Genomic DNA, 13,013 nt, shown 5'->3' with positions numbered 1-13,013 from the left:
GAAGCCGGGCGCTCCCCGTTGCCCTGCTTATTTCACTGCCGGCAGGATGTAGCGGTTGAGCAAGCTGAACGGGAATTCCGCCTTCTTCAAATTGTAGTTTTCGCCCGTGAAGACGGCGACGATATCGAGCGCGGGGACGATCATGATGTACTGGCCGCCATTGCCGTCGGCGAAAATGACGTCGTAGGAGACGTCTTTCATGGTTTCGACGCTGCGCCACCAGAAATAGCCGTAGCCGTTGCGGTTGGGCAGCGAGGTGAATTGCGTATGCTGGCGCGTCGATTCCGCCATCCATGCCGCGGACACCAGCTGTTTTCCATTCCACTGTCCCTTTTGCAAGGCCAGTTGGCCGAGTTTGACCATGTCGCGCGGACGCATGTGAATGTGGCCGCCGGTATCGGTCTGGGTCCGGTTATCGAACTCGGCCCACCTGGCGCTCTGGATGTTCAGCGGGCCGAACAGGAATTCGTTGGCAAACGCCGGGATCGGCTTCTTGCCGGCCACGGCGATCACGCGCCCCAGCGCCATTGGATTGCCGGTGCAGTAGCGCGTTACGCGGCCGGGGGCGTTGGGCGCCTGCAGGTTGACGTAGAACTTGACCCAGTCGGTCTGCTGATACATGTTTTCTTCGTTGCCCGGCGAGCTGCGGGTCCAGTCGTCGCAGTCGAGGCCGCTGCGCATGGTCAGCATATCTTCCAGCTTGAGGCCCAGGCGGTAGGCTGGCGCGTTCGGATACAGCGGGTTCAGGTAGCTGCTCAGGGTATCGCCCACGCCGCCGACCAGGCGCTGGTCGATCGCCACGCCCATCAACAGCGACGTGATGCTCTTGGTCGCCGAGCGCAGGTCGTGCAGGGTGTCCTTGTCGTAACCGTTCCAGTATTGTTCCAGCACGGGCTTGCCGCGCCGCGTCACCAGCATGCTGGAGATGCCGTGGGCGCTGGCATCGGACAGCGAGGCGACGCCAGCGGCCAGCATGGCCGCATCCATGCCGACCTCGGCCGCTGGAACGAGCGTCCAGTCATCCGACGGGTTGGGGGCCACGCGGACCTTGGTGTCCGGGCTGTTGCCGGTGGCGTTGTTGCCACTGCCGCCGTCGCCACCGCCTCCACAGGCGCTCAGGGCGACGGTGAAAGCAAGCATGCACGCGAAGGCGGCGGTGTCGCGCTTGGCCAGGCGCGACGGTAAAATGGGGGGCTGGGTGTCGTTCAAAGTGTCTCCACGTAATTGTTGTTGTATTTACATTCGTCGCACACGGGATTACAACACAAGTTGGCACTTGTCAGTAAAACGTTTTTTCTTAAGAAATAGCGATGACGGCGCGTCGACGGCCAGCAGTCGGGACGCTATGTCGACCGGAAGCACGCGTCGCTTCGCGTGCGTCGCGCCGCCCCGGTGTGGCGGTCAGGCGCACATGCCAGCACCGACGGCGGCCCATTGGATTTGCTGCTGATTTGGAGGGTAAACGTTTGTCGATAACGCATACTGCCTGTCGTTGTATCCCGAAGAACAAGGCTCCAGTCTTCCCGGGGGCGCACGGCGCTTTTGCCGCAGGGATATGTCTGGCCCTTGTTTTGCACCGGGCCATTTTTAAAATTCGCTTAAGGAAATGTCGTGGAGATCGTGTCCCCCGCCAAAAAAGTTCGCAAGGAGCGCCATGTCGTCCGTTTTTACGATGAGGACGAATCGTTGCTCGAGGAAGTCGCCGATTTTCTCGACGTTGCATTACGTTCGGGAGGCACCTCCATCGTTATCGCCACTGCGGAACACATTCAAACCCTGCGTCGTCATCTGGGCGGTCTTGGTACCCAGGCCGATCAGGCGCCCTGGTTTACTGGCGAGCTGATTGCCTTTGAAGCGGAGGTGCTTCTGGCCCAGTTCATGATCAACGACTGGCCCGATGAGCAACGCTTCAATGAGATTGTCGGCAATATCGTTCGTGAAGCTTGCCGCAGTGGCCGGCCGGTGCATGCGTTCGGCGAAATGGTGGCCATTCTCTGCGACCACGGTTTTTACGATGCGGCTATCCGCCTTGAGCAATTATGGAACGGCTTGCACGACGCGGGTCATGTCTTTTCCCTGTTTTGTGCTTATCCCTGGAGCGCGTTCTCGTCAGCGGACCTGCTGACCAAATTCCAGCAGGTGTGTCGCCAGCACGACCACGCGTGCTCCCATAGCGCTGTGCCTGCGAGGCCGACGCTGGTCGACCTTCCCATGCGTGTGGTCGAACTGGAGCAGCAGAACAGGGTGCTCCAGGGGGAATTGGAACGTGCCAGTGAGGCGACCCAGACCCTGCGCCATCGGGAACAGGAACTGGCCGATTTTGTCAACAATGCGGCGGAGGGGATTCACCGCGTCGGGAGCGACGGCACAATTCTTTGGGCGAATAAGGCCGAGCTGGCAATGCTGGGTTATCGTTGGGAAGAATATGTCGGGCACCACATCGCGCAGTTTCACGTCGATCAGCCTGTGATTGAAAGCATTCTGGTGCGGCTGCGCAATGGCGATATTGTTTACGATCAGCCGGCGCGGCTGCGCTGCAAGGACGGTTCCGTCAAACATGTCGTCATTCATTCGAACGCCTGCTTTGAAGACAACAAGTTGCGCCACACGCGTTGCTTCACGCGGGATGCGACCGATCGGCTTCACCTCGAGCAAGCCCATCGCGAGCGAGAGGCATTACTGACCGAGCTGACGCACATGAATCAGGCCAAAGATGAGTTCCTGGCCATGTTGGCACACGAATTGCGCAATCCGCTGGCCCCAATATCGGCGGCAGCTCAGGCGCTCACGTTGATGGCATCTGATCCCGAGCGCGTCAAGCAGACCGCCGCCATTGTCGCGCGCCAAGCCGGGCATTTGGCCGCGCTGCTCGACGACCTGCTCGATGTGGCGCGGGTCACGCGCGGCCTGATCGAGTTGGATCGGGAGCGGATCGACCTGCGCGCTGTGGTGACGGCAGCCATCGAGCAGGTAGCGCCCTTGGTCAGCTCTCTCTCGCATGTCGTTGCCGTGGAGATGTCCGATATGCCGGCGTGGATCCGGGGCGATTACAAGCGTCTCGTTCAGGTGATGGCCAATATCCTGACCAATGCGGCGAAATACACGCCGGCAGGCGGCCTGCTGGACATCCGGCTGACGAGCAATGCGCACGAGGTGGAGTTGACGGTTTCCGATAACGGCATTGGCATGGCCGCTGACCTGGTTGACAAGGCCTTTCAACTCTTCGTTCAGGGGGAGCGCTCGTCGAATCGTTCGCAGGGCGGCTTGGGTGTGGGCTTGGCACTTGTCAGAAGCCTGGTGCACGCCCATGGCGGTACGATTGGCGCCCGAAGCCCCGGTGTGGGCCAGGGAAGTACGTTTACGTTGCGCCTGCCGCTTCTCCATCACACTGACGTGCCGGCTGTTGCACCGGCTTGCGACGATGCGACGTCGCCGTCACCTTCGTGCTTGGGTGTGCTGATCGTTGACGACAACATTGACGCCGCAAAAATGCTGGAAATGTTGCTGGAAATCGCCGGCCATCGTGTGACGCTTGCCCATACCGCAGCAGATGGCATTTGCAAGGCGCTGGAGCTGGCGCCAGACGTGTGCCTGTTGGACATCGGCCTGCCGGACATGGACGGCAGGGATCTCGCTGCCCGCCTCAGGACCATGCCGGTGTTGGCGCGTTCACAGTTGATTGCCGTGTCCGGGTATGGCCAGCCGCATGACAGGCAGCGCTCAATCGATGCCGGATTCGACGATCACCTGGTCAAACCCGTGAAAACCGACGAGTTGCTGGCCTTGCTGGCTCATGGGCGCGCGTGATTCATCCTGCCAGCAGATTACCGCGGGACTGAAGAAGTATCGCAAACCCGGGGGCTGCGGGCTGCTTCGGCTGCTGGCGCCAGCAGCTATGCCGTGATGGCAAAAACGACGATAATGTCGACTCACTCAATTTGAACACTATTTTAGAATTCCCCCATGGAAATTAAGGTCAACTTTCTCGATAAACTTCGTCTGGAAGCCAAGTTCGATGATTTCACAGTGGTCGCCGACCAGCCTGTCCGCTACAAGGGCGATGGCTCCGCGCCTGGTCCGTTCGATTACTTCCTGGCCTCATCGGCTTTGTGCGCAGCTTACTTCGTGAAGTTGTATTGTGTAACTCGCAATATTCCTACCGATAATATCCGCCTATCGCAGAACAATATTGTAGATCCGGAAAACCGTTACCAGCAGATTTTCAAGATCGATGTCGAGCTGCCGGCCGATATCTCCGATAAAGACCGCCAGGGTATTCTTCGCTCGATCGAGCGTTGTACGGTGAAAAAAGTGGTGCAAGCCGGGCCCGAGTTCGTGATCAACGAGGTGGAGAATCTGGACGCCGATGCACAGGCGTTGCTGACGGTGAAACCAGCGTCCGAGGCGAGCACCTATATTGCGGGCAAGGATCTGCCGCTGGAGCAAACCATCGCCAATATGTCCGGCGTGCTGGCGGGTTTGGGCATGAAGATTGAAATCGCTTCATGGCGCAATATCGTTCCCAATGTGTGGTCGCTGCATATCCGCGATGCGCACTCGCCGATGTGTTTTACCAATGGCAAGGGATCGACCAAGGAAAGCGCGCTGGCGTCGGCCTTGGGCGAGTTTATCGAGCGATTGAATTTCAATCATTTCTATGGCGGCACGTTTTGGGGCGAAGACATCGCCAACGCGGCGTTCGTCCATTACCCCGACGAGCGCTGGTTCAAGCCTGGCCGCAAAGATGCGCTGCCGGCTGACATCCTGGACGAGTACTGTCTGCAAATTTACAATCCCGATGGCGAGCTGCGTGGCTCGCATCTGGTCGACACCAACTCCGGCAATGTGCAGCGCGGTATCTGTTCGCTGCCGTACGTGCGCAAGTCGGACGGCAAGGTGGTCTATTTCCCGTCCAACCTGATCGAAAACCTCTATGTCAGCAATGGCATGAGCGCCGGTAATACGCTGGCCGAAGCGCAGGTGCAATGCCTGTCGGAGATTTTCGAGCGGGCGGTCAAGCGTGAAATCCTGGAAGGTGAAATCGCATTGCCCGATGTGCCGCACGAGGTGCTGGCGAAATACCCTGGCATTCTGGCCGGCATCGAGGGATTGGAAGAGCAGGGCTTTCCGGTGCTGGTGAAGGATGCGTCGCTGGGCGGGGCGTATCCGGTGATGTGCGTCACCTTGATGAACCCGCGCACGGGCGGTGTGTTTGCCTCGTTCGGTGCGCATCCAAGCTTCGAGGTGGCGCTGGAACGCAGTCTGACGGAATTGCTGCAGGGTCGCAGCTTTGAAGGTTTGAACGATTTACCTCGCCCCACCTTTGTCAGTAATGCCGTCACCGAGCCCAATAATTTTGTTGAGCACTTCATCGATTCGAGCGGAATCGTGTCGTGGCGCTTTTTCAGTGCCAAGGCTGATCATGATTTTGTTGAGTGGGATTTTTGCAGCCCGGGTCAGAACGCCAACGCCGAGGAGGCTGCGACCTTGTTCGGCATTCTCGAAGGCATGGGAAAAGAAGTGTACATGGCGGTGTATGAGAATCTAGGTGCCGCTGCCTGCCGCATTCTGGTGCCGGGTTATTCGGAAGTCTATCCGGTGGAAGATTTGATCTGGGATAACACGAACAAGGCGCTGCTGTTCCGCGCCGATATTTTGAACCTGCATCGCCTGGACGATGCCAGCCTCGAGGCACTACTCGAGCGTTTGGAGAACAGCGAGCTGGACGAATACGCCGACATCGCCACCTTGATCGGGATCGAATTTGATGAAAATACGGTCTGGGGACAGCTGACGACGCTGGAGTTGAAGCTGCTGATCCATCTCGCCTTACAGCAATTTGAGGAGACGAAAGAGTTGGTGGAAGCCTTCCTGCAGTACAACGACAACACGGTCGAACGGGGATTGTTTTACCAAGCCTTGGATGCCGTGCTTGAGGTGCAGCTGGATGACGACCTGGAACTGGACGATTACGTGGTCAATTTCCGCCGGATGTTTGGCGACGCTCGCATGGACGCGGTCATGGGGTCGGTGGACGGCAGCGTGCGTTTCTTCGGTTTGACGCCGACGAGCATGAAACTGGAAGGGCTCGATAAGCACGAACGTCTGATCGACAGCTACAGAAAAGTGCACACCGCACGGGCGAAAATTGCGGCTAAATCGTAAATATTCCTGGTATCGCCGCATTTTTCGTTAGGCGCAAATGAAGCGGGCGAGGGCGGGATAGGACGGGGCGGCCATGCGTACTTTTAAGTAAGAGCAATTCATTTCATCTGGTTAAGGATGTCGAGAATCTTTACATATGTTCCAGCGAATTTGCCATGCGCTGATGCAGGTCATTGAATGCATTCATGATTTTTTGACAGGCATGGATATTGCTAAATATCAAATGTAAATTTATCAATCTTAACAAAGGATTCACATGAAGCGCATATTGCTCGCAGCATTGCTGTCGGTGGCAGGTTTGAACGCCAACGCCATCGTCCTGACATTCGACGACATCGACGAGGTTTACCCCGGCCTCGAACACGAGCCCGTTCCGACTCCGTACCACGGCTTCCAGTTTAACGATCCTTCGCACTGGATCAATACCGTCGATTCGCCCTACAACTATGGCGCGCACAGCGGTAAATTCACCCTGTTCAACCTCTTCGGCGGCCCGATTGCCGTCATGATGCAGGACCGTTCGGATTTCACACTTGGCGGCCTGTGGGCGCAAACCTGGGCCAGGCAGCCCGACCGTACAGGCTTGATTCGCGGCTACCAGGACGGAGTGCTGGTATTTTCGTCACCCGTCGACCTGACCTCGAGCTTCAGATATTTTTCCGGCTATGCCGGCAAGCTCGATTCGCTGGTACTGGACTTTGGCGACTACTTCCTGGTTGACGACCTGGAGCTGACCGGTCCATCCGTCGCCGCCATTCCGGAACCGGGTTCGCTGGCTCTGCTTGGCCTCGGCCTGGCCGGTTTTGCCGCCGCGCGTCGCCGCGGCCGCGTCAGGCAAGCATGAACGTGAATGGCTGTGACCTTCTGCGACCTTCATGAAGGCGCAACGATGCTCACGCCATCAGTACTCATGGGCCTGACGACCGGTTAAAGGAGAGTAACTGAACATGACAAAATTTCTCATTTCCTTCCCTGCGAGTGCGATGGATGCTCCTGCCGAGGACATGGCAGCCGTCAGCGAGGCGTCGCGTGCAGTGATCCGCGAAGCCAAGGCTGCCGGGGTTTACGTTTTTGGTGGCGGCATCAACGCCGAGATCGGGTCGCTGTTGGTTGCGCCGGATGGCAGCAGTACAAGCGAGACCTACCGCCAGACTCGCGAGTTCGATGGGGGCTTCTGTGTGCTTGAGCTCCCGTCAAGGGACGTTGCCGTTCAATGGGCGGCCAGGCTCGCCATGGCCTGCCGCTGCGCACAAGAGCTGCGCGAGTTCCACGATGACCCTGAAAGCTGACCATGTCGCGCGCTGGGCACTTGCGACATCGCCCAAGCATGCGTAGGCGAGGGCGGCGGAACGTATGTGCCAGTTGTGGCCGCTTACCCAAGGCAGCTCGCTGAGGACGGAGCAGGGCGCAGGGAAGCGTCACCTAAGGTCAACGACCATGCCGATTTATGCATATTGCATAAAGAAATACGCACAAAGGTGCTTTAAAACAGATGGTAAAATGACAAGAACTCGAGTTGGCCCCTTACACCGAAAGCGACACGCCGATGATCAAGAGCACCGAGGATCTACGGCGCTGGTTTCTGCAGAGCGGGGTGGCCTCGCCATTGGACCTCTGCATTGGTCCATTGCCACGTTCGAAAGCCGCTTTGGGACGCTGGTCTAGCGGCCATGCCGAACACGTGGTCCGTTCTATGAGTCCGCATCCTGGGAATTATCGGCTTTCCCTCATGCTCTCTCCTCTGGAGGCACGGATCTGGGCCGGCAACAAGCCGGTCTGGGGTGGCATGATCGCTGCGAACCGTTTTCGGATTTCCCCGCCTGGTGAATGTGGTCAGTGGACCCAGATGAGCGCTTGCGACATCGTCAATATCTTCATTCCGGTCGACTTGGTCGATCATCTCGGCGGCCTGCGCGATGACGCCGCCAGCAATAAGTTGGTGGCCAACGTGTTCGTGCAGGACCGGATCGTGCTCGACCTCGTGCAGAAAATGCTCAATACCGCAGCGATGGCGGGACAGCTTGCGCAAGAGGCGTGCGACGGCTTGATCACTGTCCTTGTGTGTTATTTGCTTGAGCACTATACCCAGCCAAACAGCTTGCCCGAGAGGAGCGGCCTCGGCGGCAGCAGGCTGCGCAGCGTGCTTCGGCACATTGCGCAGAGTTCGGCTGAACCGGTTTCGAATGCCGAACTTGCCGCACTGTGCGGCATGAGCGAGGCTCACTTTTCACGCGAGTTTCGGCGCGCGGTTGGACTGCCGCCACACCAATACATGATGAAGCTGCGCCTGGAACGGGCCTGCGCGGCGCTACTTGCGGAGCAAGCGCGCGTGCTGGATATCGCGCAGGAATGTGGCTTTACCAATGCCAGCCATTTCTCTCGTGCATTTTCCTCGCAGTACGGAATGTCGCCCACGATCTTCCGCCAACAACACCGAACTGCAACATAAACGTTGATATCATTTTGCTTGGCACGCTCCGCTTACAGCAGCAGTTTTATGCAATATGAGCAGGATTGAAGGCGCGACGTTTCCAAAATGGAAACAAACTCCTTGTTCGAAAACAATAATCTCGAACGAGGACGACAATGAAACTACTCACATCTTTATCGCTTACATTGGTGGCCCTGGCAAGTCTGACAGTCGCGGCACAGGCGCAAAATATCTCGCTGCGCGTGAGCGTCAGCGAAGGACGAACCGGCGTCAATTTTGCGCCGATTCACGCCGAAGTGGGTGAGTTTGCGCTGACCCCGAGCCTGCCCGGCCACGCCCAAGGCCAACAGTGGCGCGTAGTCGCACGCAATGCCGCAGGTACGGTAGTGCATGAAGTGGCGATCAAAAACACCCAGCAAAGGCACGTTGAAGTATTCAATCCGAAAACCGGCGCCATTGATATGTCGCGCCACGTGAAGCAAGCTGACGGCGTTTTTGAGGTGTCCTTGCCGTTTAACGCGGAAATCGCCAGCGTCGACGTACTGGCGCCAGCGTCGACCAATGCGGGCATCAAGGCCGTTACCGCACCGCTGGCAAAATTCGACCGCGCGTCACTGGAAAAAAAGGTGGGCGCCAGCAAGATGATGCGCACCCAGAGTATGGCCGCCGCGGCGCCAGCGGCGAGCGTCACCACGGTCGTCAACACTGGTCCGTCCAACGCGCGCATGGACTATGTGTTCATCGGCGATGGCTATACCGCGGCCGAAATGAGCAAATGGCAAGCCGATGCGAAGAAAGTGATCGACGGCTTCATGGCCGATCCTTTGTTCGCTGCCAATCGCGCCAACATGAATGTTCGCCGTGTCGATATCGCGAGCAATCAATCCGGGGTCGATGAGATCGATAAAGGCATCTATCGCGACACCGCCATGGATGGCGAATTCTACTGCTATAACATCGAGCGCCTTCTGTGTGTCAACGAGACCAAGGTGTATAACATCGTCGGCTCGGTTCTTGCTCCGGACCAGCGCGACGTCATCGTCGTCATTTCCAACTCGACCCGCTACGGTGGTTCGGGCGGGGCGATCGCAACCGCGTCGATGAACACCTCGTCGGTCGAAGTGGCTTTGCACGAAATCGGCCATACCGCATTTGCGCTGGCGGACGAGTACGAAGGCGGCACATGCGACCTCAGTTCCGAGCCAACGGAAGGCAATGTGTCGCTCAACCGCACGCGTAACGTCAAATGGGGCAGCAAGATCGCCGCCGCCACGCCGGTACCAACCACGGTCGGTAGCGTGGCGAACGGCACGGTAGGGGTGTTCCAAGGGGGGCAATACTGCTCGAGCGGTACCTACCGCCCAACCGAAAATTCACGTATGCGCACCCTCGGTTATCCTTGGCACGCAGTCAATGAAGGACTGGTGAAGACGGTGTTCGGCAAGTATACCGCCGTTACCCAAACCGGAACGCTGGGCAGTGGCGGCATCGCCTACGCGCCAAACACAAGCCCGGGTTACATTCAAGCGGGCAATGGCAGCTACAACGTGCAGTTGACCGGACCGGCCGGCGCCGACTTCGATTTGTCCCTCTACAAATCGCTGAGCACTGGCTGGAGCAGGGTCGCGGTCAGCCGGGGCAACACATCTAGCGAATCGATCAACTATGTGGGAACCGCAGGCTATTACTACATAGAAGTGAAATCGTATTCGGGTTCCGGAAGCTACACGGTGAAATACTCTGTTCCGCCGAAGTAAAACTTGCGCTCGCGCGCTGAGCCCATGCCGGGATTCGGCATGGGCTCAATATCGTGCCGGCGCTCGAGCAGAGCTTGGCGCTAAGCGTCACGAACAGTTGGCGCGGCGCGCCCAGCAAGGTCAGGAAACTGCGGCCCGGGTCGGCGGCAAGGAAACCGTTGGTGCCGACCGTGCTGTAGTAGCGCTTGTTGAGTATATTGGTCGCGCTGATCAGCAGTGTCACGTCCTGGATGCTCAGAAGAAGGAGGGCGCTGGTTCGACGATTTCCAAAGTGACTTTTCCAAACGGCAAACGTACCACGGTGAAGAAAGGGACGTTTATCCCGATCCATCTGGAGTACTCAATCAATACACCGCACGGCCTGATTTCCAGCATGATTCCGGATACGAAGTGCAGCATGACGTATGCCGGCGTGACTGAGTCGCTTCGGGGCCAAGGGTGTATTCAGATGGGCTTCACGGTCGGAGAAAAGCGCTCGATCAAGCACGTACGAGTCTTACTGCGCAATGAGGCGGAAGGATACGTCTACGAACAACTTCAGCTTTAACAGCGACTCCCTGATATGGCGAAAAGTACTGGCAGACGCAACACCTAGACTATTACTAAATCTTCGCATAATCTATATTATGTCAAATCAAACCCGAAAAACGCTCGGCAGTGATCGCGGAAAACGATTTATACCGTTTATACTATTCCGCCGCCTAAAAGTCACCACGCTCCCTACGTCGACGAATCGAATGGCATCGCAATTCCAGCTCATAACATCGCTCACAAACACGAACACGAAGACAGTAGCGCGCCTCCCTAACCGCCCAGCGCGGTACCCCAAGTAGATACATGAAGTCGGCCAACACTCGGACCCGATTGACAGCGCGCCAGTTAGTTCCTCGCGAATTCCTGATGATCCAATACTGATTCCGGAACTCATCCTCAACCCCTTGAAGCACAACATTTTCAGCCTCCCTTTTTTGTGACTCTGTTACCAAACCGCCGATTACCAAATTAGCGGCGCGCACGTGCAGCCCTCTTTTTCTCATACCGCACCCCAAGGAAGAACATGACACCTCCGTAAATGTATGCGGGAAAATTCCTCACGAAGACCGAAAACATATCGTCTAGCAAAAACTCCAAAAAGCCCATAGCGTTTCCAAAAATTTCGCAAAGGAAACACTATATCAGAAGGGACAACTTTCACTAGAAAGCAACAGGCCCGGCTCGGTAGCCAAATAAACGACTCCAAGCGCGTTGTTACACCACGACTGAAGACCATTTAACGAATGCCCATGCAAGGCAGCAAACGCAGCGTTGACGGCGCCAAGCATGTCGGTGCAAGGCAAGCGCCAAGAACGGACCTCCGGCAGCACCACGCCCTTAGAGCGGAAGTAGCGCTTCTCGTTTAAATCTCGACACTGCATTTCCTTGCCACAATATTTTGCGATGTAGCTGGCGATTTTGTGCGCGCCCTTATTGCCAAAACCAAACCGATGAGGATCACGCACATTGACCTGCCCCATCTGCTGACCATCAGGACCAAGACCAAGGATGCGTTGCCAAATCGAACGCAGCAGTACGTAGTTCTGGCGCCCGCGTACGGCGACATGAAAGTGAAGCGCGCCGCGCTCCTGCTGTTCAATAACGGCAACATAATGAAACTCCGCAACCTTGCCCAAGCGGCGACAAAAGGCTTTCCAGTGCCTGAGAGCCAGCTCCCGATCAAGCATGTTCTCACGGTAGGTCAAAGTCACCATACGATCGGCACCGATCTGCTTACAGCAAAGACGGACTTGCTTCTTTGCGCGCCGACCGGCGTCATCTTCATTGGCCTCACGCTTTTCAGATTCACCCCGCTTTGTCCGCGTGCTAGGCGTGATTGCAGCCCCTACAAAGAACCGTTCCTTGCATACCGTCACTTCGGTCTGCCCATCTGGAAAAACACGCTGACGGGCCACATAGGTATCTTGCCACGTACCTTTGACACCATCGTCAGACCACCAATCCGGTTTGTACTGATCTACCGCAGGAGCACCTGAGAAATCAATTGCAGCAATGTCACGTTCGTAGTCTAATTCAGTCATTCGAGCTTCCTGTCTGTACCAGGGTGTTCGGATCGACCCCCGATAGTTTGCGGCTACCGGGGGTCAACTTTTTTGTACTTCACATTTCGTTGGCCTAGCGTAAGACAACACGATTGCCACACGATATATTCAACTTGGCGGATCGCTCCGCGCTTAGGCCATCGAGGGCGGCTCGTTCACCACCCTCAATGTTTACCGGGCTCTACATCAAGTAGAGCCTTTTTTTTGCCCCCACTCCAACCTCGCTTCGCGAGAATGACCCCATAAAGAGCCTGTCCCTTCGGGCAGTAAAAGCCAAGGCCCGTGCTACGCCGGTAGAAGCCTGTCCCTTCGGGCAGTAGAAGCCAAGGCCCGTGCTACGCCGGTAGAAGCCTGTCCCTTCGGGCAGTAGAAGCCAAGGCCCGTGCTACGCCGGTAGAAACCTGTCCCTTCGGGCAGTAGAAGCCAAAGCCCGTGCTACGCCGGTAGAAGCCTGTCCCTTCGGGCAGTAAAACCAGAAACTAAGAAAAACAAACCTATAAAGCGGCCCTACAGCCTATTGATGTTCTTAAGTGTCCCTTATACAAGTTTAGCGCTCGCTTCGCT

9 protein-coding genes are annotated in these 13,013 nt (G+C 57.1%); 7 read left to right on the top strand and 2 right to left on the bottom strand.

The genetic code is table 11. The features are described from left to right. Positions 1 to 27 precede the first annotated feature (27 nt). Positions 28 to 1,209 (bottom strand): serine hydrolase domain-containing protein, encoded by a 1,182-nt coding sequence (locus RBA40_RS14750; protein WP_306648572.1) that lies wholly within the window; start codon positions 1,207 to 1,209, stop codon positions 28 to 30. 402 nt (positions 1,210 to 1,611) lie between these two features. Here RBA40_RS14750 and RBA40_RS14745 point away from each other — a divergent pair, with 402 nt between their 5' ends. From RBA40_RS14745 to RBA40_RS14715, 7 genes are all read left to right on the top strand, one after another. Beyond that, complete coding sequence (locus RBA40_RS14745; RefSeq protein ID WP_306648571.1) at positions 1,612 to 3,807, top strand: hybrid sensor histidine kinase/response regulator; 2,196 nt, start codon at positions 1,612 to 1,614, stop codon at positions 3,805 to 3,807. Positions 3,808 to 3,963: 156 nt separating this feature from the next. Further along, a complete protein-coding gene (locus RBA40_RS14740) occupies positions 3,964 to 6,165 on the top strand; it encodes an OsmC domain/YcaO domain-containing protein (RefSeq protein WP_306648570.1) in 2,202 nt (733 codons plus the stop codon). 256 nt (positions 6,166 to 6,421) lie between these two features. After that, positions 6,422 to 7,009 (top strand): PEP-CTERM sorting domain-containing protein, encoded by a 588-nt coding sequence (locus RBA40_RS14735; protein WP_306648569.1) that lies wholly within the window; start codon positions 6,422 to 6,424, stop codon positions 7,007 to 7,009. A 103-nt stretch (positions 7,010 to 7,112) separates the two neighbouring features. Beyond that, positions 7,113 to 7,454, top strand: coding sequence for a YciI family protein (locus tag RBA40_RS14730; RefSeq protein ID WP_306648568.1), 342 nt, complete (start codon positions 7,113 to 7,115; stop codon positions 7,452 to 7,454). A gap of 227 nt (positions 7,455 to 7,681) precedes the next feature. Next, entirely contained in the window at positions 7,682 to 8,614 is a 933-nt protein-coding gene (locus RBA40_RS14725; protein WP_306648567.1) for a helix-turn-helix domain-containing protein, read from the top strand. A gap of 137 nt (positions 8,615 to 8,751) precedes the next feature. Next, positions 8,752 to 10,353: a M64 family metallopeptidase gene (locus RBA40_RS14720; RefSeq protein WP_306648566.1), complete on the top strand. Its 1,602-nt coding sequence runs from the start codon at positions 8,752 to 8,754 to the stop codon at positions 10,351 to 10,353. Positions 10,354 to 10,450: 97 nt separating this feature from the next. After that, positions 10,451 to 10,900 carry a hypothetical protein gene (locus tag RBA40_RS14715; RefSeq protein ID WP_306648565.1) on the top strand — a complete coding sequence of 150 codons (450 nt, stop codon included), beginning with the start codon at positions 10,451 to 10,453 and terminating at the stop codon, positions 10,898 to 10,900. A 628-nt stretch (positions 10,901 to 11,528) separates the two neighbouring features. On the opposite strand, the gene RBA40_RS14710 is transcribed toward RBA40_RS14715, so the two are convergent. Beyond that, entirely contained in the window at positions 11,529 to 12,428 is a 900-nt protein-coding gene (locus RBA40_RS14710; RefSeq protein ID WP_306648564.1) for a rolling circle replication-associated protein, read from the bottom strand. Positions 12,429 to 13,013 lie beyond the last annotated feature (585 nt).

Origin of the sequence: Massilia pseudoviolaceinigra, assembly GCF_030846505.1 — a bacterium.
GTDB lineage: Bacteria > Pseudomonadota > Gammaproteobacteria > Burkholderiales > Burkholderiaceae_D > Telluria_A > Telluria_A violaceinigra.
The sequence above is the reverse complement of the archived record's forward strand: the minus strand, read 5'-3'. Positions and strand labels throughout refer to the sequence as shown.